Below are 20,333 nucleotides of genomic sequence, written 5' to 3'. Positions count from 1 at the left end.
AGCCTACGATTGCAGCGCCACAAACCTGAACGCATCGCCCTCCCGGCGGATGTGGCCGGCCGAGAAATGCCCGCCAATCACCAGCGTCGGCGTGTCGGCAAACCGGCCGAACAGTGCGTCGCGCGTCGCGGCCGACTGGGCCTGGTCGGAATCCGCGGTGGAGGACCAGTCGAGATGCGCCATCTGGCAGGGGTGATGGGCGACGTCACCGGTCAGCAGTCCCTGTTCGCCGTCCGACTGGATCAGGATGCTCATATGGCCGGGGCTGTGGCCGGGCGTCGGGATCATGCTGATCTCATCGCTGAGCCGGTGATCGCTCGGGATCAGATCAGCACGGTCGGCATCGATGATCGGCTTCACGGAATCGTCAAAGACCGCCTGCTTGTCCGGCTCGGTCGAATGATCGCGCCAATGCTCGTATTCAGTGCGGCCGAACACGTAGCGCGCCCTGGGGAAGGTCGGCACCCATTTGCCGCCGACAAGCTTCGTATTCCAGCCGACATGGTCGACATGAAGATGCGTGCACAGCACAGTGTCGATGCTGTCGGGCGCGAAGCCCGCCGCCGCCATCATCTCGGGGAACAGCGTGTTGCGGTTATTCCAGGTCGGGACGTTGCGGCCCTGCTTGTCGTTGCCGAGGCCGGTATCGACCACGATCCGGCGCGACGGCGTCTCCACCACCAGTGAATGGATCGACATTTTCAGCCGACCCTCGTCGGTGGCGAAATGCGGGATCAGCCAGGGCAACTTCCGGATCTCGTCGTTGCTCGCCAAAGGCAGGATAAAGCGGGTCGAGCCGACCGTCTCCAACTCCACCACTTTGGTGATTTTGACCTTGCCGACCTTCCACTGCATCGGGCGAGCCCCCATTTTCTTTGCTTGTGCCCTCACCGTCGTTCCGGGTTCGTGACGTCGTCGCGCTCCGGAATGACGGGGATCATTGGCGACGAAAGATGCGCACTTTCCGTCATGAAGCGCAATGGATCATCTGTCGTGATGCCGCGTTATCGAGGGAACCCGGACCAACCCGAACGACGAACAGGGGGAGCCCATGCCAGAGCTTGCGATTTCTGCCGACAAGGTCGCCTTCATCATCGAGAAGGCGCGCGAATTCGATGTCAAGGAATCCGGCTCCGATCCGGATTCAGGCTCCAACCCATCCGATGACGACGAGATCGATGTGCTGGAGGATTCCAATTCCGATCCGGTTGCAGCCGAGCTTGCAGGCTTCATCGGGGCGTTGAATGAGGACGAGCAACTCGATCTGGTCACGCTGATGTGGCTAGGCCGCGGCGATGGCGATGTGGACGAGTGGGACGATCTGCGTGCCCGCGCCGTCGAGGCCCGTGCCGAATACAAGGCGCCCCGCCGCGAGGCGGTGCAATATCTGCTGGGTGAGCCGATGCTGGGTGACCTGCTGGCCGACGGCATGGACGAGCTCGGCATCGACTGGAGCGGCGAGCGCACCACGCCGGTCGCTTAAAGCGTGCTAGATCAAGTCGATGGAGCCGCAGTCTCGGTGCACCTCCCCCGAGCGGGAGATGGAGCGCGCCTTTGTCGTGGCAAAGACACCAGCTCAGCACTCACCGCGCGCAGTCGACGATCACAGTGCCGAGCTTGTCGCCCTTCTCGACGGCGAGATGCGCCTGCGCCGTGTCCGACAGCGCGAATTGCGCCGCGACGTTGTGAATCCGCGGCCCCGCCGCCAGCCATTTCGAAATGTCGGCCTGCGCTGCCGTAAGCAGCGCCGGCGGCAGAGCGAACAGCACCAGCGCGCGCAGCGTGATACACTTTTCCATCAGCTCGCGCATCGGCAACGTCGGTGTGCGGTTGCCGTTGGTGGCGTACACTGCGATGGTCGAATTGGCCGCCATCAGCTTCAGCGTCGTGGCGATATTGCCGCCGAAATCGACATCGACCACGCGGTCCACACCGCGTCCGCCGGTGAAGGCCATTGCTTTCGCAACGACGTCCTCATCTTTGTAATTGACCACGAGATCCGCGCCCGCGCGCCGCGCCTGCTCGCCCTTCAGTGCCGAGCTGACGGTCGCGATCACCTGCGCGCCGCCCCACTTTGCCAGTTGCACGGCATAGTGCCCGACCGCGCCGGCGCCGCCGATGACAAGTATGGTCTTGCGCACGATCGGCCCATCCGCAAACAGGCTGCACCACGCGGTCATCGCTGGAATGCCGAGCGTGGCGCCTTCCGCAAAGGAGAGATGATCCGGCAGCGGTGTCACCAGCTGCGCGGCGAGCGCAATATATTCCGCCGCGGTGCCGAAGGCCCGGCCGTTGCGCTGGCCGTTGAACAGCCAGACCCGGTCGCCCACCTTGAAGCGTGTCACGCCGTCACCGACCCGATCGACAAAGCCCGCGCCGTCACTGTTCGGAATGACGCGCGGATAGTCCATCGCGCGATAGGAGCCGCCGCGCCGGCCGACATCGGCCGGGTTGACGCCGGAGGCTTCCAGGCGAATGCGAACGTCGCCCGGGCCCGCGGCCGGCGTCGCCATCTCACCATAGGCGAGAACGTCCGCCGCCGGTCCTGTCCGCTCGTACCAGACCGCTCTCATCTGGACTGCTTTCCGAGTTGTAGTTTGGGCAAGCGGACACGGCATTGGGAATCCACCTCTCCCTTGGGAGAGGTGATGAGCCCCATCGCTCTCACAGCGTTCCCGGGAACGCGCCACCATCGAGCAGGATGTTCTGCCCGGTAATGAAGCCGGCCTTGGCGCCGCAGAGGAAGGCGCAGGCGTAACCGAACTCGTCGGGCTGGCCGAAGCGGCCGGCTGGGTTGAGCTTGGCGCGCTCGGACAAAATCTGCTCGGGCGTCGTGCCGCGCTTGTCGGCCTCGGCCTTCGCGGTGCCGGTCAGGCGATCGGTCTCGAATGGGCCCGGCAAGAGGCCGTTGATCGTGACGTTGTTGATCACGGTCTTGCGCGACAGGCCGGCGATGAAGCCGGTGAGGCCGGCGCGGGCGCCGTTGGAGAGGCCGAGAATGTCGATCGGCGCTTTCACCGCGGCCGAGGTGATGTTGACGATGCGGCCGAATTTGCGCGCCATCATGCCGTCCACGGTCGCCTTGATCAGCTCGATCGGCGTCAGCATGTTGGCGTCGATCGCCTTGATCCAGTCGTCGCGGGTCCAGTTGCGGAAATCACCGGGCGGCGGGCCGCCGGCATTGTTGATGAGAATGTCCGGCTCGGGGCAGGCCTTGAGCACGGCTTCGCGGCCGGCTGGGGTCGTGATGTCGCCGACGATCTCGGTGACTTTCACGCTCGGATAGGCCTTCCGGATTTCGTCGGCCGTCTTCTTCAGCGCATCGGCGCCGCGCGCGGTCAGCGTGACGTCAACGCCGGCTTCGGCCAGCGAGATGGCGCAAGCGCGCCCGAGGCCCTTGCTGGATGCGCAGACGATGGCGCGGCGACCTTTGATCCCAAGATCCACTGTTTCACTCCCGAAAATTGCAGGCAGGCTTTTGGACGGCCGGCACTTTAGCCAACCTGGGCGGCCCTGATAAGGGAGATGCCCGCGTCAAAATGCATGCGCGTTCGCGCGGCGATGCAAATGTGCGGGCATGATCCGGAAAAGTGTGCAGCGGTTTTCCGAAAAGATCATGCCCAAACAGTAGAAAAAAGCGCGATCCCGCCGCGCTTCAGATGCGCCGCTCCTGCTTGAGGCGGTCGATCGCCTCAGCGGCCTCCGGTGGCAGCGACTTGAAACCCATCTGCCCGACCGCAGAGAACAGCGGGCGCAGATGCGAGCCGGCGAGGAAGGGCGGCTGGCGGTTGGCCGGGACGATCTGATCGAACACCAGCACCAGCGTGGTGGCGACGAGGCCGACCCTGATGGCGCCGAGCGCGGCGCCACCAAGGCGGTCGCCGATCCCGGCATCGCGGATCGTATCGCTCAGCGCGAGGCGGCCGAGATGTCCGAACAACATGCCGACCACCAGGAAGATGCCGAAGAACCAGATCCAGTTCTGGATTAGCGGCGCGTTCGGGTTGCCGGCGACCTGCGGCACGATCAGCGGCATCAGCGCGACCGCGATGGGGGCGGCGAGGAGATAAGCGAGGATGGTCATGGCGCTGCCGAGCAGGCCGGTCCTGAAACCGAATCCCATCGCAATCGCGAGCGCGGCATAGACCGCGAGATCAAAACTGTTCATGAGCGAAACCCTGCCGTGGAACGAATGAACGCTGAACCGATCGTTCCGGTTTCAGATCGCTAAAATCGTCTGTATTTTTCTTGGCTCCAGAGGCTGGGGGGTGTGTTCGTCCAAGGCCTAGTCGACGTCAATAAAGAAACCATCTTCGGGGTTGAGGTTGTCGTCGGGTTGAGTTCCGCCGTCGTCCCGGACAAGCGCGCCCAAAGCGCGCGCGTGGTTTGGCGACGACTCGTGGTGACCAGTTCGCCGCAATTGCTCCCGGGGGGTATAGGTCGCGGATCTGCGCTTCGCTTGTCCGGGACGACAGCAGAGAACGGCGCGGCACCTTTGTGCTACCGCACCTCCGCCCGGATCATATCCGCTGCCTTCTCCCCGATCATGATGGTCGGCGCATTGGTGTTCCCTCCGATCAGCGTCGGCATGATCGAGGCGTCGACGACACGCAGGCCATGCACACCGTGCACTTTCAATGTCGGACCGACCACGGCCATCGCATCCGTGCCCATCTTGCAGGTGCCGACGGGGTGATAGACGGTGTCGACGCGACTGCGCAGGATGGCGCGGATGTCGTCGTCCGTGCGCACGTCGGACGTGAACATGTCCTTCTTCTGCAACGCGCGCATCGCGGGCGTCTCCATCAGCTGTCGCGTGGTCTTGAAGCCCGCGACCATCGTCTCGAGATCCTCCGCCTCGCCCAGAAAGTTCGGATCGATCATCGGCGCCGCGAGCGGATCGGCGCTTCTGAGCCAGACGCTGCCGCGGCTTTTCGGCCTGAGCAGGCAGACGTGGCAAGAGAAGCCGGCCTCCTTGTGCTTCTTGCGGCCGTGGTCGTCGAGCATCGCGATGATGAAGTGCAGCTGAATGTCGGGCACATCGAGATCGGGCCGGGTCTTCAGGAAACCGCCGCACTCGGCGAAATTGGTGGTCATCAGGCCACGTCGCTCCCGGCGGTAGCGCTGGATGGCGCGGAGCAGAGATGGCAAGCGGCCGATCGACGAGTGAACGAAATGCGGATAGTCGGAGGCGTAGACGAACACGAAGTCCGGATGGTCCTGCAGATTGCGCCCGACGCCCGGCAGGTGATGTGTGACGCCGATGCCATGTGCGCGGAGCGCCTCGCCATCGCCGATGCCCGACAGCATCAATAGCTGCGGTGATTGGAACGCGCCGCCGGCGAGGATCACCTCGCGGCGGGCGCGCAGCTGCTTCGTCTGCTTGCCCTGCACATATTCGATTCCGACCGCGCGCCCGCTTTCGAACAGGATTTTCGTGGCATGCGCCCCGGTCTCGACGCGCAGATTCGCGCGCTTGTCCATGTGAGGCTGCAGGTAGGCGCGTGCCGCGCTCCAGCGCTCGCCCTTGTGCTGCGTCACCTGGTAGCTGCCGAGCCCTTCGTGATCCTCGCCGTTGAAGTCCTCGCGGATGCGGAATTGCGCCTCGCGCGCGGCCTGATGGAAGATGTCATGGATCGGATTGTCCGAGCGCAGCCTGTTGACATGGAGCGGGCCGTCCTTGCCGTGATACTCGCCGTCGAAATCGGAATTGTTCTCCGAGCGCTTGAAATAGGGCAGCACGTCTGCATACGACCAGCCTGCATTGCCAAGTGCAGCCCAATGGTCGTAGTCCGATTTGTGGCCGCGGATATAGACCATGGCGTTGATTGCGGAGGAGCCACCGAGGCCCTTGCCGCGCGGTTGATAGCCGATACGGCCGTTCAATCCTTTCTGCGGCACGGTCTCGAAGGCCCAGTTGGCCGCGCTGTAGGGCAGCGCGAGCCCGAATGGTGTGGTGATCCGCCAGCTGTCGTTCTTGCCGCCGGCATCGAGCAGCGCCACCGATGTCGCCGCATCCGCCGACAGTCGCCCCGCCACCGCGCACCCGCCGGAGCCCGCGCCCACGACGACGAAATCGAATGTGTCAGTCACTGATGTTTCCCCCATTTCCTTCGTCATTCCGGGGCGCGCGGAGCGCGAACCGGAATCTCGAGGTTCCGGGTTCGCTACGCGCCCCGGAACGACCGTCCCTACGACATGAACCGCATCATCTTCTCCAGCCGCGCGATCTTGCCGCCATAGGGCGGATAGAGATCGGCGAGGCGGTTGAACTTCGAGCGATAGAACACCGGCTTCAGCTTGCTGAACGTCCTAAAACCCCATTCGCCGTGATAGGCGCCGGTGCCGGAGGCGCCGACGCCGCCCATCGGCTGGTTGATTTGCGCGAAGTGAAACAGGCAGTCGTTGATGGTGACGCCGCCGGAGACGGTGCGCGCCAGCACCTCGTCGCGCGCGTTGCTGTCCTTGCCGAACCAGTACAGCGCCAGCGGCCGGTCGCGGCGATTGATGAAGGCGATCGCATCGGCGGGATCGCGAGTGCCCAGCACCGGCAGCACGGGACCGAAAATCTCCTCCCGCATCGCCGCCATCTCTTCGGTCGCACCGAGGATCAGTGTCGCCGGGAATTTGCGGTGAGCCTTCCAGTTGGGATCGTCGGCTTTCGCCGGTTGCAGGATCTTTGCGCCGCGCTGCGCGGCATCCGCGACCAGCGCTTCGAGCCGCGCATAGTGTCGGTCGGAAATGATCGAGGTGTAGTCCTTGTTGGCGGGATCGGTGCCGAACATGCGCCGCATCTGCGCGCGGACCTTTTCGGCGAAGGCCTGCAGCGCAGGCTCGGGCACCAGCACGTAATCCGGCGCAATGCAGGTCTGCCCGGCATTGAGCAGCTTTCCATAGGCGATGCGCTCGGCCGCTTCGTCGAGATCGGCGGAGACATCGACGATCGCCGGTGACTTGCCGCCGAGCTCGAGCGTCACAGGCGTGAGATTGCGCCCCGCCGCTTCCGCCACCAGCCGTCCGACCCGGGTCGAGCCGGTGAAGACGAGGTGATCGAACGGCAGGTGCGCGAACCCCTTTGCGACCTCGTCCTCGACACCGGTGACGAGCAACTCGGTGGTGTCGAATCTTTGCGCGACCGTCTCCTTCAACAGCGCGGAGAAATGCGGCACAAGCTCGCTCGGCTTGATGATGACGCGGTTGCCGGCGGCGAGCGCGCCGATCGCCGGGGCGAGCGTCAGCTGCAGCGGATAATTCCAGGGCGCGATGATGCCGACGACGCCGAGCGGCTGCGGCATCAGCCGGTTGCGCGCAGGCAGGAACTGCAGCGCCGTCGCTACGCGCTGCGGCGCCATCCAGCTCTTCAGGTGTTTCGTGGCGTGCCGGATCTCGGAGAACACCATCATCGCCTCGGCAATGGTGGTCTCGACCGCCGAGCGGTGGCCGAAATCGGCCGAGATCGCCTGGCGGAACCGCTCCTCGTTATCGGCGACCACGGCGCGCAATCGCGCCAGCCGGTCGAGCCGCGTGGCGCAATCAGGCGCCGGCTCGGCCCGCGAGCGCGCCGTCATGGCCTGGAAATTGTCCGTCAGCGCCGCGAGCGGGGCGGTCGCGAGGGGGCGGTCCAAAGTCTTGTCCAAGGAAGTTTCCATGGCGCTCCTCCCCAAATCGGCGTTTCGCCGCTGTTTTGTTGCCGCAAGCTGGCGCTTTGTGGAACTTCTGGCAAGTGCAGGGCAAACCGGCCGGAATCCGCGCCCGAGAGCTGTCATAAAGTCGAAAAAAACGTCCCCGCAGCCCTTTCCAAAGCCGGCCCGGGTTGGTACATACCCCCCGCACCCAACGGGCTTTGCCCGGGGTTGCCTTCCAGGGAAGCCTTCGGGACGGGAGAAGCAAGCCACGCGAGCAGCGTCGGCCTCAATCCACCGTCCCCGGCTGATCTGCGAAGGCGCGCAACGGTTTAACGCGGGGTGGAGCAGCCCGGTAGCTCGTCAGGCTCATAACCTGAAGGTCATAGGTTCAAATCCTATCCCCGCAACCAACTTTTCCTTAGTTGGATCAATGAATTAGCCCGCCTCTGGCGGGCTTTTTCATGCCTTACAAGGCATTCCCAAACCTTCCCGAGGGAAACCATTGTTTGACAATGGGTTAGGCCTATTCCAGCTCGGATTCCCAAACAGTTCGAAATACTCCACGGCACAAAACTGGCACAAAGCGGCACAAAATCCGGTGCAGCGTTCTCGTAAAATTCCTCGCGTGTTGGCCAGGATCTGAAGCTTCAGATCGAGCCATTGACGCGACTAGCTCGCTTCTTATTTCAGAGAATTTTCGCTCTCGCCTAGGAGAGACAAATAATTATCTTGCAACTTTAAGATGTTGCGAGCATACCGGTCGCCTCTTCAGGCCGCGGGATGGAGCAGCCTGGTAGCTCGCAAGGCTCATAACCTTGAGGTCGCTGGTTCAAATCCGGCTCCCGCAACCAAAATCACAAGACCCTTTGGACGCCTACCCGTTGCTCGGCTCCAGTTCGATCGACTTCCAATCTGGTTTTGAACCAAGGCTGAGCAGCTTGTTCACGACAGTGACGTATAGCGCGAAGCATTCTTCAAGGACCTCATCGACCGGCTTCTTGTTCTTCGCCTTCAACGAGCCGCCATGTGTTGCTTGGTTGCGAAGGTCGTAAAGGACGGCCATGCCATCCCTGTTCTGCTGGCGCGTGGCAAGTGGGCCGCCGATCAACTGCGCCGAACGGACGCTTACTTTCCAGCTCGGGGGAGCATTGTCACCCTGATCACTCAGGGCAATCTCGAAGGCGAGCGCGAGATCGAGAACGCGATCTATAGGTTGCTGACGAGACTGGCTGAGCCTGAAGCGTTCCATCGATCGAAAAATGCGCGCGCGGTAATCCTCGGCAAGCGTCGCATAGCGTCCGATGTTCGTGTTCAGCACAGCGATATCGGTCGAGACCGTGCGTTTGACAGCGGGATGGATCTCAGGGAGCAGCCAAGTGAGGCTATTTTCCCATTCCGCCCATTCAAGTTCGGTGTCCGCATACTCAAACCAGCAGGCGACGGCAATAGGATGACCAACAGCCGATGCTTGCGCCAACACGGAAAGTGTCTCGACCTTCCAGACCATCTCGTTCATCTTCAGGAACGCCGCGTTGTCGGTGCGGATATATGGGAATCCCGGCAGATCCTCGACGAAAGCCGCCGATGGTTTGTCGAAATAGCTCTGCATCATCCATTGAGAGCCGTCATAGCAGCGCCTGGCTCGCTCGACGATCCGTTTCTTCATATACGATTCCGGCAATGCGTCGAACGGCATCAGGCGAGATCGAGTGGACAAGCAAGCTTCCTGATCGACTTGCAAGCCCCAGAAAGCGGCTTTGAACCGTCCGGTGGTTTCCTGCGTTGTCATCAAACGGATCACCCAATCCACGGCTCCGTCGATGTCTTCAGCGTATTCAACGCCCTTGGAGAATAACCTGGATGCCAAACCGTAGGCGTCGATGATTGGTCCCGAGCCTCCGCTGAACAGAACCTTGCCCGCAACGGCCCTGTATGTGGCGCAATTCTCGAATGCTGCCTCGAGTTCATCCATAATCTGATTGCTCGGGCCGCCACCAGCTAATGTTGGCCTCGGCGTCTGATGCTGATAGTCAATCGAGGCCTTCCGCAGCGCGGCCGTCAGGATGCTCCTGTCATTCTCGTGCATTCTGTTTCCCATTGGTCGAGGGCGGCAATGACCGCGCGTCCATCACGATCCGACCGCGCGTCACAAGTTCACGCAGGCTTACGGTTGCACCTCCTGTGACGGTGTCGGAAATGCGCTCTGGAATCTTGAGATCGAGCAACGCGTTCGCGGGCGTCACGAAGGCGATGTCGGTCGCTCCATCATAGCTGCACGATGCCACGCCAAAGACTTCGCCGGCCGTGTTGAAGACCGGCCCACCACTCGAACCTCCATGGAGATTGATGCTGGTCCGAAAATAGGGCGGCCTAAGCTTTGCCGATGGGCCCCGATCCTGGAAATATTCCTCCAGTATGCCGTTGTAAAAATCAGGCTGAAGATGCACCGACGGCCCTGCCGTACCATCGATGATCCGATGCAGCGGATATGCCCAGGTGCTCACCGAGGCTCCGGTTTCCGGCGCCTGCGATGTCAAGGACAGAACCTTTGGTCGAAGGACCTCGCCCGTGGCGTCGTCCACGAACTCGTAGCGCGGAATGCCGAACGCCACGTCTGCAGTTGGATGAATGAAGAACTTCCAGATCGGAAGAAACCGGGTTTTGCCGTTGGGGAGGGTGTGTGCAATACCAACCGAGTCCGGCGCTTCGGCGAGCTGTTGTTCGGCTTCCAGGGCAACATGCGCAGCCGTCGCAAAACCGCCTTTGGGTTGCAGGTAGAAGCCCGTGCCGATCAAGGCAACCGTTGTCGGTGTTGGCCGCTTCAGAATCGCGAATGTTGCAAGACGCCCGTCTGCGATTACGTCGTCGGCATTGTGCATACGCCAGGTCCCAGCGGATGCGGTGCCCGGCAATGGCTTCAGGTGCGGGTCATTCATAGCAAAGAGGCTATTCTAGCCTTCGAGGTGGCGTCTAGATGATCGCACGTCCGCTTCGATGAATGTCGGCGCTCTGCTCATCCCTGTTGCGCAATAAGATGCCGGTGTCACGTCAGCGCGAAAAGTCAGGCCGAGATATGAAGCCAGCCGCCATCTCGCCCTTGCCGCAGGATAGCGAAATCGTCCTCCGATCCTTTGTGTTCAACGAAGGGGATCGCGCCACTGTTGTTCGGGTCTGGCGTTATATCAATCAACTTGCCCGAGGCGATTTCACGAACCACGCTGTGGGGTACGAACCAATGGCCCCCGAAGACCAGCCATCCGCGGATGACTTCATAGCCGGTATGACGCCGGGCGAATTCCTCGCAATTGCCGTGACATGCATTGGGCTGAGCCAGCGGCTCTGGTTCGCGCGGGATCGCGGAGGCAGTCACGGCTCGCCTGACAAGTTCATCGAAGTAAGCTTGCGTGCGTTGATTCATGACGAGGAAACTTATCGTAAGCCATTCCCGCTCTGATAGAGGCGGACGCTTGGCTGCATCTTCCATTTATTGGCGGTTTAGGAATTTTGAGGTTTGTCAATAACAGCTTGATTTGTGAGGCCTTTTTCAAACTAGCCTTTGGTTTATAAATATGCTATATTATAAATCATGGATAGACAAAGAGGAAAACTTCTAAACCAGCTCGCGACCGTACTCCCGGAGGGCATGCTCGTCGACGCCGCGTGGCTCAAGTTCCAAGGTTATTCGACCCAACTGCAGCATCAGTACGTCAAATCAGGTTGGCTTGAGCAACCTACCCGCAGCGTGTTCCGCCGACCGCGCGGGACCTTGAGCTGGCAACAGGTGGTGATCTCGCTTCAGACGATCCTCAACTATTCGCCTCTGGTCGTCGGAGGACGAACGGCACTCGAACTACAAGGCTATGCGCACTACCTGCCGCAATCGACCACCCGCGTCCATCTCTATGGACCGAAAGCGCCACCGCCGTGGGTCCATAAGCTGCCGCTGCCAACCAAGTTCGTCTACCACAACGACCGGCGGCTCTTTAAGAACGATCCCGTTGCGAAGGGCATAAGCAGCGTCCGCTGGAATGTCGAAACCGGGAAGATGACTGATGTCACGGCCTTTCGTGGCGGCGACGTCATCCAATTAAACTGGGGGCAATGGGATTGGCCTCTAACGCTCTCGACGCCCGAGCGGGCGGTCTTCGAGCTGCTCGACGAACTGCCCAACAACGAAAGCTTCGAACAGGTCGATGCCCTGCTTGGCGGGCTTGCCAACCTTCGGCCGGAGCGTCTCCAAAAGCTCCTGCACGATTGCGAGAGCGTGAAGGTCAAGCGTCTCTTCTTTTATTTCTCTGACCGCCATGAGCACGCTTGGCTCAAGCACCTCAAGAAGGACTCCGTTGATCTCGGTCACGGCAAGCGCATGCTAGTGAGAGGCGGCGTTCTCGATCCCACCTATCAGATAACCGTTCCCGGAGATCTCGATGGCGTTCGCTGACATCTACAAGAGGCAGGTTGCGCTGCTGCTAAGCGTCCTACCGATCGTCACGGAAGAGAAGTGCTTTGCCCTGAAGGGCGGTACCGCCATCAATCTCTTTGTGCGCAACATGCCACGACTCTCCGTAGACATAGACCTGACTTATGTTCCCGTCGCGCCACGACCGGAATCCCTTGCCGATATCGATGATGCAATGAAGCGCATCGCCGCAAAGATCAGGAAGAGCATTCCAGGAGCACAGGTTCACGAGACACAAAAGGAGAATGCCACTATCAAACTGGTCGTTCGCTCGCAGGGCGTCCAGATCAAGATCGAAGTCACACCTGTCCTGCGTGGCTGTGTGTTTGAGCCAATCCAGGCTCCTTCGACGTCCGCTGTCCAGAAAGAGTTCGGGTTTGCGGAGGCCCGCATCGTCTCCTTCGCCGATCTCTATGGTGGAAAGATTGTTGCCGCGTTAGATCGGCAGCATCCGCGCGACCTGTTCGACATACGTGACCTGCTCGCAAACGAAGGTATCACCGACGACCTTCGCAAGGCCTTCATCGTCTATCTGCTGAGCCATGATCGGCCGATGTTCGAAGTTCTTGGCTCAAAGCAGAAAGATATCAGCGACCAGTTTCTTCACGGTTTCGAAGGTATGACAGACAGGCCGGTCTCGAAGGACGAATTGCTTGCCGCACGGAAAACCCTCGTGGATGAGATCGTTGGCAAGATGCCTGCGGCACACCGAAAATTCCTCATATCGTTCGAACGCGGCGAGCCCGACTGGACGTTAATCGACGTTCCGGGTGCCGCAGAACTGCCCGCGATCAAATGGCGTCAGCAGAATCTCGACAAACTGTCGAACGCGAAACGCGCTGAACTCGTGGCGGCTCTCGAAAAGGTTCTTTCGGCCTAGCGGACGGTTTCGACCCCTTGAAACCATTTAGCTCTCCGACGAGATTTGCCGTGCGAAATTGCTTCAAATCGCCTAGCTTTTCGCGGACAGGGCGAGGAAAACGTGTCAATCATCGTTGAAAATCTGAATCAGTTCGTCGAATACGCAAAGACACTTTCGGGGGACGAAAAGGGCGAAGCTCAGGTCTTCTGTGACAGGCTATTCCAGGCATTCGGGCACGCCGGATACAAGGAGGCTGGCGCGACCCTCGAATTTCGGATCAAGAAGAACTCCGGCAAGGGTACGCAATTTGCCGACCTTGTGTGGAAGCCTCGTCTTCTGCTGGAGATGAAGAAGGGCGGCGAGAAGCTTCATATCCATTACCGGCAAGCCTTTGAGTACTGGATCAATGCCGTCCCAAACCGCCCGCGATATGTTGTTCTCTGCAACTTTCGTGATTTCTGGATCTACGACTTCGATAAGCAGCTAGACGAGCCGATCGATACTCTCAGACTTGAGGAGCTACCCAAGCGTTACACAGCGCTGAATTTCCTCTTCCCCGACGACCGCAAGCCGATATTCAACAACGATCGGGAAGCCGTATCGCGTAAGGCCGCCGATCAAATGGCGGATCTGTTCCAGTCTCTGCATCGTCGCACTAGCGATCCGATACCTCGCGTGCAGGCTCAACGGTTCGTCCTGCAGACCGTGGTGTCGATGTTTGCCGAAGATATCGATTTAATGCCGTCAGGGATGGTGCAGTCGATCGCGCTCGACTGTCTGGAACGGCAACAAAGTGCCTACGATCTCTTCGGCGACCTATTCCGTCAAATGAACAATCCGGTCCCGGCGACCGGCGGCCGTTTCAAGGGTATCCGCTACTTCAATGGTGGCCTGTTTAGTTCCATCGAACCCGTTGACCTCCGGCACTCGGAACTTGAGTTGCTGGGAGGCGAGGACGGAGCCGCAAGTAAGGACTGGTCCAAGGTCAATCCGGCGATCTTTGGCACGTTGTTTCAGCACAGCATGGATGCCGACGAGCGCCATGCTCTGGGCGCTCATTTTACGTCCGAAGCCGATATTCAGCGGATCGTTGGCCCCACGATTGTTGCACCATGGCGCGCGCGCATCGATGCCGCGAAAAACACCAGTGAGCTATTTGCGCTTCGCCGTGAATTGATGAATTTCAGGGTTCTTGATCCGGCATGTGGCAGTGGAAACTTCCTCTATGTCTCTTTCCGCGAGCTGGCGCGGCTCGACCTGAGAATCTTAACCCGTCTGCAAGGACTCATCCCAAAGGAATTTGCCGCCAGAGCGCGCCCATATAGCATCATCTCTCCCAAGCAGTTCTTTGGACTCGATATTGACCCCTTTGGTGTCGAGCTCGCCAAAGTGACGCTGATGCTGGCCAAGAAGCTGGCGATCGATGAAGCGATGCAGGCGCTCGGGCTGCACCAGCATGACATGGAGCTTGGCGGCGCCGATGCATTGCCGCTCGACAATCTCGATGAAAATATTCGTTGCTGCGACGCCCTCTTTGAGCCGTGGCCGGAGATAGATGTAGTCGTCGGCAATCCGCCTTATCAAAGCAAGAACAAGATGATTCCGGAATTCGGGGCACCTTATGTCAACAAACTACGTAAGGCGTATCCGAAGATGCCCGGAAGAGCAGACTATTGCGTCTATTGGTTCCGTCGTACCCATGACCATCTCAAACCAGGACAGAGAGCGGGCCTGGTCGGCACCAATACCATCCGCCAGAACTACAGCCGCGAGGGAGGCCTCGACTACATAGTCGCTAACAGCGGCACAATAACCGAAGCCGTTTCGAGTATGATCTGGCCCGGCGAGGCGGTCGTGCACGTCTCCATCGTCAACTGGACCAAAGGCGAACAGAAGGGAAAGAAGCGCCTCTATACACAGGATGGCAACGACATCTCTACCGGTTGGAGGCACGAGGATTTCGATCAGATTGGCCCGTCGCTTTCGTTCGAGATCGACGTTTCGAGCGCCAAACGAATCGAAGCAAATGCTGCTCGTGGCGGCTGTTTTCAGGGCCAAACCCACGGGCACAAAGATTTTCTCGCCAAACCCCACGACGCCAAGCTGCGAATTGCCATGCACCCGGAGTACGCCGCAGTCCTATTTCCCTATTTGATCGCGGACGATCTTATTGGCGAACGGGATGCCAAACCGACGCGGTATGTAGTCGACTTCGGAGAGCGAACCTTATTGGAGGCCCAGGACTATCCGGAGCTCTTTGATAAAGTGAAACGACTTGTTCTTCCGACACGCCAAAAGGCGGCCGATAAAGAGGCCGAAAAGAACAAGGAGGCGCGCACCGCCGACCCAAAGGCCAAGCAGGCCAAAGATCATGCAATGGCGCTCGAAACGTGGTGGCAGCTTTTCCGCGTGCGCGGCGATATGTTGAGAGCCATCTCCAAGCTCCCGCGGTATATCGTTTGCGGCCGTGTCACCAAACGACCGATCTTCGAATTCATAGACCCGCAAATTCATCCAAATGATGCATTGCAGGTGTTCCCATATTCGGATGATTATTCGTTTGGCATCCTCCAGTCTGGGATTCACTGGACCTGGTTTGTTGGCCGATGTTCGACGCTCAAGTCGGATTTTCGATATACGTCAAATACAGTTTTCGACAGCTTTCCGTGGCCCCAGGCCCCCAATGAAAAATTAGTCAAACGCGTGGCTGATGCGGCAGTTGCGCTTCGCGCGCTACGGAATGAGCTTCGTGCAAAGCACAAGTTGACTTTCCGGGAACTTTACAGATCACTGGAGCTGCCGGGCGATCATCCCTTGAAATCGGCGCACACCGCTCTCGACGAGGCGGTACGAGCGGCATACGGAATGGCAAAAGATGAAGATCCCATGGCATTCCTTCTGAATCTCAATGCGAAGGTCGCAGCGGACGAGGCGAATGGAAAACGAGTCGAGGGCCCTGGCTTGCCAGATTTTATCAGGGATGATGCGCCCTATATCACCCAAGATAAGATAGTGCCGTAGGATGACGCCAAGCGAGCTTCATCGACATATCGGTCGCGATCTTCGGACAATACAAAGAATTCCAATTCGTTCCGAATGCTCTTCTGGTTCGAGGCGGTAAGTTACGCCAGGCGATTACCTCTCCGGGAGAGTGCCCATGTGGGAGCCTCTGACAGCAACAGCCGAGCGGATAAATGGCCCTAACGCCGCGCAACGTGTCGAGGCCGAGCGGGCGGCGGCCTGGGCCTACTATATCAATGGCGGTGGCGGCGAGATCGCGTATTTCGACGGCTATAAATGGCATGAAATAGCCTGCCGACACATAGCCGACGACGAGGAGCGCAGACGCGAGCGGTCGCGTTAGGCGCGGCTACTTGCGGGTGTCGCCTCTGCCTGCGCTTGGCAGCTTCACCCGCCCGTTCAGCTTCATCCAGCGGGCGTCTTCCGCCTCGATCTGCTGCTTAAGGGTGCCGTTCGCTATCGCAGTGCAAAGCCTAGCTATCGCTCCTTTGCTCAAAATCCTCCTCTCCATCCACTCGTCCACCCCTTCGCCGGCGACGATACCCCCTCGGTGGTGAGACGCGTATCTCCTGCGCGGCGATGAAGTCCAGCAGCACGGACTTGCGCACGCAAAGGATCGCGCCGAGCCTGAAGAAGGGAAGCTGGCTATTCTCAGCAAGATAATAGACCTTGCGGCGATTGCGGCCGCGCTCAAAATCGCTCGTGCCGCGAAAGAGAAAGTCGGCAATCGCTTCCGCACCTTCGAGAATGTCGTCCGCAAGCTGTACATGCTTCTTTTGAGGTGCGGCTTCTGACTGCATGTTTCCTCCCGAGCTGCTGTTTGAAATATCCCTTCACGGTCGCGAAGGGACTTCAGAGACGGGAGCGACCGCTAGTACCTCGCAGGCGGCACTTTTCATCGCCTGCCAAAAATAGGTAACCCCCTCGTTCTTTGCGCTCGCTTGGCCAATGAAAGCGCCGAATGAGCAGATCCATTGTCTTTTTTTGGTAGGTGTAAATCAAACATAAAATGCTGCATCGCGGAACGTTCCCGATCATTCCGCTTACTGAGGACGAGGGTATGCAGGAGCATCGTCGTCCTTGCCGATCCTTGCAAAATATTCCGGAAGATTCCGATTGCGCATTTCGATTCCGAATCTTTCCCGATTGCTACGCCTCGATTCCCAATCGTTTCGGTTCCAGTTGGGGACGTCATTTCGCTAGCGTGATCCCTCGATCAACCTATGCGGAAAGGAAGTCATTATGAAAGTGGTCACCATCGGAAAGAGACTAGTACTGGTTGAACAGGTCGCGTTCGTCGAGCCCTTCGACCCGGCAGCGAATCCGGAGTTCAAGCCGGAGAAGGAGTTCAAGGCTCGCCTTGTTCTCCTCAATCGCGATATCGTCCTCACAGAACAGACGGTGCAGGAGTTTGCAACCGAGCATCAATTGCACCTGTTCGCGGAGGACAGTGTCGCGGTCAACCGGGCGATCCCCTTCCGGGTCGAGAGCTTCGAGCCAACCGAGAGCTTCAATCCGGCCAAGCCCTATAAGACACGGCTCAAGTGGAAGGACCTCGCCGGCGGGGAACAAAGCAAGCTCCTCCTCACTGTGCCCGAGACCGTCATCACTGAACTGCTCGAAGCCAAGGCGGAACTGGTGAAGACACCGAAACGTCCCTCCAAGAAGCCCGCGCGCGGACGAAGCGGCTCGCGCAGGATGGAAGGGTTTAGCAGCTAAGTCCAAATGATACCAAGACAAGCCAGGCGCCCCTGCCGATCTCTCGGCAGGGGCGTTCTGTTGTGGCGGCCATCAGAAATGAAAGCCGCGGATTGTCATGACACGCCGGATATTCTCAAGGCTAGTCAGAGCATTCAGCCGCTCAACCGTGCCGGGTTCGGACCCGGGCAGCCCCTGCTCGATTTGGGCGGCTAGCCTGCATAGCTCATCGCGCGTCAGGTGCATCAGTTCACTAACTGTCAAAAGCGGCATCTCGTCCTCCATCGCTCTGACCGCGCCAATCGCGGTCTTCGGATAGGGCCGCTGCGACGGAGGAGGCAGGCGCACCTCAGGCGGAAACGAAGTGGACGAGCGCGGCCCTGCCCGCCGAAGCCTTGGCGTAGGCGGAGCGCTTGCGCCGAATTGTCGAGGACGGTGCGATAAGGCCGGAGAAGAACGTGTGGCGTAGTCAAAGCCGGGGAGGAGGTCGCGGCCAGGTTGTAAGGCGCTCGGCACCGTTGTAGCCTGCGAACCGCCTTTTGAGCTTGATCCAATTGCGCGAGAGCAAATGAAGACTCCCAAGCATTCTTTGCGAAAGATTGTCAGCTACCTCAATAATCCCGACGAGGAAGGCGGCTTCTGGCTTCCGAACATTCAGCGGCCGTTCGTCTGGAACGAGGAACAGACTTGCCGCCTGTTCGATTCCATTCTTCGCGAGTATCCCATCAGCACGTTGCTGGTCTGGAAAACGCGCAGTAATATCCGGTGCCGCAAGTTCATTGATAATTTCTGGCCGGAGCAGCGAAATCATCTATCGGATTTCTACATTCCGCAGAACGACAAGAAGAAGTGCCTGGTCCTCGACGGCCAGCAGCGCCTTCAAAGCCTCTTTATTGGACTTAAGGGCAGCTACGAAGGCCGCGAACTGTTCCTCGACATCCTAAGCGGCGAGGTCTCAGCACCTGACGATATCAAATTCAAGTTTGCCTTTTTGAATCCCGCCGAAGCCAAATTCCCGTGGATCAAGTTCAAGGATCTTGTTTTTGGCGATGCAAACTCATTCACCGCGACGCAACGTATCATCGACCAGGCGAACGGTGAGCTGACCGACCAGGACAAGGACAAAATCGGCAGACACATCGCCATCGTGTTCAAAGCCTTTCATAGCGACGACGGGATTAGCTACCAGGAGCTCGACAGCACGGAGAATCCGCAGCTCTATACGGAAGACGATGTCGTTGAGGTCTTCATTCGGGCGAATTCCGGCGGCACCCGCCTTGGAAAGTCGGACTTGCTGTTCGCCCTGCTAACCTCGACCTGGGACGATGCGAATGACCAGATGGAGGAATTGCTCGAAAAGCTGAACCGGCACGGGTTCGCTTTCACACGCGACTTCGTCCTGAAAACTTGCCTTACCTTGCTGGGCCACGGTGCGCGATATGAGGTCGAAAAGTTTCGCAAACAAGGCGTGCGTGAAGAGATCGAAGGCAAGTGGGACAAGATCGCAGATGCGATCAGCGATGTACTCGACTATGTGCGCGGCAAGACCTTCATACGCTGCGATAAGGCGCTGCCGTCATACCTCGTCCTGATCCCGCTGATCCATTTCCGCTATCATTTTGCCGATGCATGGCGGCGCGCGAAGGACGTGGATCAATACCTGCTGCGGTCATCATTGACAGGCGCGTTCAGCGGTACACCCGACCAGCTCATCGATGATCTTGTAAGAGAGATCAACCGGGCCGAAGATTTCGAGCTGAACGAAGCGTTCGGCATCATTCGATCGCAGAATCGGAGTCTGGAGCTAACGGACGACCGTTTGTGGAAGATGGGCTATGGCTCTGAAACGATCCATCTACTCTTCAATCTTTGGTACCGTGACTTCAACTACACGCCGGCCTACGCAAACAATCTTCCGCAAGTCGATCACATCTTTCCGCAGAGTGTGCTCCGTAAGGTGAAGACGATCAATCCGGCGACGGGGCGCATGAACATGATGAAGTACCGGGAGGGTGACCGCAATCAGTTGGCGAACTGCATGCTTCTCACCATGCAGGAGAATGGTTCAGGAGGAAAGTCGGACCAGATGCCGGAAGACTGGTTTGTTGGTCCGCGTGCAGAAGCTGCCTATCTCGATATGCATCTGATACCGCACGACAGACAGCTTTGGAAACTCGACCGCTTCGAGGACTTTATTGCCGAACGCAGCAAGCTGATCGCCGATAAATTCCAATGGCTTCTTGTTCCGGAGGTCTCGGGCCGGCCTCCGCAAATCGATGGCAACAGGGTACAGAAGGCCCTGGCCTATCTCATAGATACGGGAATCCTCTTGGAGGATTCGCCACTGTACCTGACATACAAGGGCCAGACATTTACCGGTAAAGCCAGGCGGGCGGGCATAGAGCTGGCCGACGGCTTTATCGCCGCACCGAGTGCGGCTGCCATTCGCTGCTACGAGCAGGCTGGCACGGTCCGGCCCTCGGAAAACGGTTGGCAGGTGTGGAAGTCGGCCGATGGCCGGACTCTCAATACCCTGTTCGCCGATGCAGTCGACAACGCGGACGAGGTCCCGATCGATCCGTCGCAAGATCTAAGCCGTCTCTGATAGCGCACCCCGGCTTCAGCCGCGTGCCATGCGTTCAGGGACACAGGCCCGACGAATGGTGTG

General features: G+C 59.3%; 18 protein-coding genes and 2 tRNA genes. 9 read left to right on the top strand and 11 right to left on the bottom strand.

Translation table 11 applies throughout. From position 1 onward, the window contains the following. Positions 1-3 precede the first annotated feature (3 nt). Complete coding sequence (locus ACWAT4_RS37245) at positions 4-855, bottom strand: MBL fold metallo-hydrolase (protein ID WP_449729413.1); 852 nt, start codon at positions 853-855, stop codon at positions 4-6. Positions 856-1,051: 196 nt separating this feature from the next. Between ACWAT4_RS37245 and ACWAT4_RS37240 the strand changes: the two genes are divergently transcribed. Beyond that, on the top strand, positions 1,052-1,483 hold the full coding sequence (locus ACWAT4_RS37240) for a DUF3775 domain-containing protein (RefSeq protein ID WP_212302657.1): 432 nt from the start codon (positions 1,052-1,054) through the stop codon (positions 1,481-1,483). Positions 1,484-1,583: 100 nt separating this feature from the next. Here the strand turns inward: ACWAT4_RS37240 and ACWAT4_RS37235 are convergent, their stop codons facing one another. The 5 genes from ACWAT4_RS37235 to ACWAT4_RS37215 form a co-directional block, all read right to left on the bottom strand. Next, complete coding sequence (locus ACWAT4_RS37235; protein WP_449729412.1) at positions 1,584-2,573, bottom strand: NADPH:quinone reductase; 990 nt, start codon at positions 2,571-2,573, stop codon at positions 1,584-1,586. Between the two features lie 91 nt (positions 2,574-2,664). Continuing rightward, on the bottom strand, positions 2,665-3,447 hold the full coding sequence (locus ACWAT4_RS37230) for an SDR family oxidoreductase (protein ID WP_212426069.1): 783 nt from the start codon (positions 3,445-3,447) through the stop codon (positions 2,665-2,667). A 208-nt stretch (positions 3,448-3,655) separates the two neighbouring features. Beyond that, positions 3,656-4,168 carry a CvpA family protein gene (locus ACWAT4_RS37225; protein ID WP_212426070.1) on the bottom strand — a complete coding sequence of 171 codons (513 nt, stop codon included), beginning with the start codon at positions 4,166-4,168 and terminating at the stop codon, positions 3,656-3,658. Between the two features lie 332 nt (positions 4,169-4,500). Then, a complete protein-coding gene (locus ACWAT4_RS37220) occupies positions 4,501-6,093 on the bottom strand; it encodes a GMC family oxidoreductase (RefSeq protein WP_449729411.1) in 1,593 nt (530 codons plus the stop codon). Positions 6,094-6,191: 98 nt separating this feature from the next. Beyond that, positions 6,192-7,649, bottom strand: a complete 1,458-nt coding sequence (locus tag ACWAT4_RS37215; RefSeq protein ID WP_449729410.1) for a coniferyl aldehyde dehydrogenase — start codon at positions 7,647-7,649, stop codon at positions 6,192-6,194. Positions 7,650-7,958: 309 nt separating this feature from the next. Between ACWAT4_RS37215 and ACWAT4_RS37210 the strand changes: the two genes are divergently transcribed. Continuing rightward, a tRNA-Met gene (locus ACWAT4_RS37210) sits at positions 7,959-8,035 on the top strand. 364 nt (positions 8,036-8,399) lie between these two features. Continuing rightward, positions 8,400-8,476, top strand: a tRNA-Met gene (locus ACWAT4_RS37205). Positions 8,477-8,499: 23 nt separating this feature from the next. Here ACWAT4_RS37205 and ACWAT4_RS37200 read toward each other — a convergent pair. From ACWAT4_RS37200 to ACWAT4_RS37190, 3 genes are all read right to left on the bottom strand, one after another. Continuing rightward, the gene (locus tag ACWAT4_RS37200; protein WP_449729408.1) at positions 8,500-9,711 is read right to left on the bottom strand and encodes a hypothetical protein; all 1,212 of its coding nucleotides are present in this window, start codon (positions 9,709-9,711) and stop codon (positions 8,500-8,502) included. Next, entirely contained in the window at positions 9,698-10,504 is an 807-nt protein-coding gene (locus tag ACWAT4_RS37195; protein WP_449729407.1) for a S1 family peptidase, read from the bottom strand. Before ACWAT4_RS37195 ends, ACWAT4_RS37200 begins: the two co-directional genes overlap by 14 nt. 182 nt (positions 10,505-10,686) lie before the next feature. After that, positions 10,687-11,043, bottom strand: coding sequence for a hypothetical protein (locus ACWAT4_RS37190; RefSeq protein ID WP_449729406.1), 357 nt, complete (start codon positions 11,041-11,043; stop codon positions 10,687-10,689). Between the two features lie 168 nt (positions 11,044-11,211). On the opposite strand from ACWAT4_RS37190, the gene ACWAT4_RS37185 reads away from it, so the two are divergent. The 4 genes from ACWAT4_RS37185 to ACWAT4_RS37170 all read left to right on the top strand — a co-directional run bounded on the left by ACWAT4_RS37185 (position 11,212) and on the right by ACWAT4_RS37170 (position 16,310). Further along, a complete protein-coding gene (locus ACWAT4_RS37185) occupies positions 11,212-12,066 on the top strand; it encodes a type IV toxin-antitoxin system AbiEi family antitoxin domain-containing protein (RefSeq protein ID WP_449729405.1) in 855 nt (284 codons plus the stop codon). Beyond that, positions 12,053-12,964, top strand: a complete 912-nt coding sequence (locus tag ACWAT4_RS37180) for a nucleotidyl transferase AbiEii/AbiGii toxin family protein (RefSeq protein ID WP_449729404.1) — start codon at positions 12,053-12,055, stop codon at positions 12,962-12,964. The genes ACWAT4_RS37185 and ACWAT4_RS37180 overlap by 14 nt, the downstream gene beginning before the upstream one ends. A 102-nt stretch (positions 12,965-13,066) precedes the next feature. Continuing rightward, on the top strand, positions 13,067-15,967 hold the full coding sequence (locus ACWAT4_RS37175) for a DNA methyltransferase (RefSeq protein ID WP_449729403.1): 2,901 nt from the start codon (positions 13,067-13,069) through the stop codon (positions 15,965-15,967). Between the two features lie 136 nt (positions 15,968-16,103). Then, positions 16,104-16,310 (top strand): hypothetical protein, encoded by a 207-nt coding sequence (locus ACWAT4_RS37170; protein WP_449729402.1) that lies wholly within the window; start codon positions 16,104-16,106, stop codon positions 16,308-16,310. 130 nt (positions 16,311-16,440) lie between these two features. Here ACWAT4_RS37170 and ACWAT4_RS37165 read toward each other — a convergent pair whose 3' ends face one another. After that, positions 16,441-16,767: a hypothetical protein gene (locus ACWAT4_RS37165; protein ID WP_449729401.1), complete on the bottom strand. Its 327-nt coding sequence runs from the start codon at positions 16,765-16,767 to the stop codon at positions 16,441-16,443. A gap of 442 nt (positions 16,768-17,209) precedes the next feature. Between ACWAT4_RS37165 and ACWAT4_RS37160 the strand changes: the two genes are divergently transcribed. Beyond that, on the top strand, positions 17,210-17,686 hold the full coding sequence (locus ACWAT4_RS37160; protein ID WP_449729400.1) for a hypothetical protein: 477 nt from the start codon (positions 17,210-17,212) through the stop codon (positions 17,684-17,686). A 72-nt stretch (positions 17,687-17,758) separates the two neighbouring features. On the opposite strand, the gene ACWAT4_RS37155 is transcribed toward ACWAT4_RS37160, so the two are convergent. After that, entirely contained in the window at positions 17,759-17,938 is a 180-nt protein-coding gene (locus ACWAT4_RS37155) for a hypothetical protein (RefSeq protein WP_449729399.1), read from the bottom strand. Between the two features lie 295 nt (positions 17,939-18,233). Here ACWAT4_RS37155 and ACWAT4_RS37150 point away from each other — a divergent pair, with 295 nt between their 5' ends. Then, on the top strand, positions 18,234-20,270 hold the full coding sequence (locus ACWAT4_RS37150; RefSeq protein ID WP_449729398.1) for a GmrSD restriction endonuclease domain-containing protein: 2,037 nt from the start codon (positions 18,234-18,236) through the stop codon (positions 20,268-20,270). Positions 20,271-20,333 lie beyond the last annotated feature (63 nt).

The organism is Bradyrhizobium sp. T-1, assembly GCF_053592855.1.
The sequence above is the reverse complement of the archived record's forward strand: the minus strand, read 5'-3'. Positions and strand labels throughout refer to the sequence as shown.

Coding starts and splice junctions, on each gene's coding strand:
- ACWAT4_RS37165 (WP_449729401.1), bottom strand. CDS start 16,767: ATGCAGTCAGAAGCCGCACCTCAAAAGAAGCATGTACAGCTTGCGGAC.
- ACWAT4_RS37200 (WP_449729408.1), bottom strand. CDS start 9,711: ATGCACGAGAATGACAGGAGCATCCTGACGGCCGCGCTGCGGAAGGCC.
- ACWAT4_RS37160 (WP_449729400.1), top strand. CDS start 17,210: ATGAAAGTGGTCACCATCGGAAAGAGACTAGTACTGGTTGAACAGGTC.
- ACWAT4_RS37240 (WP_212302657.1), top strand. CDS start 1,052: ATGCCAGAGCTTGCGATTTCTGCCGACAAGGTCGCCTTCATCATCGAG.
- ACWAT4_RS37190 (WP_449729406.1), bottom strand. CDS start 11,043: ATGAATCAACGCACGCAAGCTTACTTCGATGAACTTGTCAGGCGAGCC.
- ACWAT4_RS37215 (WP_449729410.1), bottom strand. CDS start 7,649: ATGGAAACTTCCTTGGACAAGACTTTGGACCGCCCCCTCGCGACCGCC.
- ACWAT4_RS37235 (WP_449729412.1), bottom strand. CDS start 2,573: ATGAGAGCGGTCTGGTACGAGCGGACAGGACCGGCGGCGGACGTTCTC.
- ACWAT4_RS37195 (WP_449729407.1), bottom strand. CDS start 10,504: ATGCACAATGCCGACGACGTAATCGCAGACGGGCGTCTTGCAACATTC.
- ACWAT4_RS37155 (WP_449729399.1), bottom strand. CDS start 17,938: ATGCCGCTTTTGACAGTTAGTGAACTGATGCACCTGACGCGCGATGAG.
- ACWAT4_RS37150 (WP_449729398.1), top strand. CDS start 18,234: ATGAAGACTCCCAAGCATTCTTTGCGAAAGATTGTCAGCTACCTCAAT.
- ACWAT4_RS37180 (WP_449729404.1), top strand. CDS start 12,053: ATGGCGTTCGCTGACATCTACAAGAGGCAGGTTGCGCTGCTGCTAAGC.
- ACWAT4_RS37185 (WP_449729405.1), top strand. CDS start 11,212: ATGGATAGACAAAGAGGAAAACTTCTAAACCAGCTCGCGACCGTACTC.
- ACWAT4_RS37245 (WP_449729413.1), bottom strand. CDS start 855: ATGCAGTGGAAGGTCGGCAAGGTCAAAATCACCAAAGTGGTGGAGTTG.
- ACWAT4_RS37170 (WP_449729402.1), top strand. CDS start 16,104: ATGTGGGAGCCTCTGACAGCAACAGCCGAGCGGATAAATGGCCCTAAC.
- ACWAT4_RS37225 (WP_212426070.1), bottom strand. CDS start 4,168: ATGAACAGTTTTGATCTCGCGGTCTATGCCGCGCTCGCGATTGCGATG.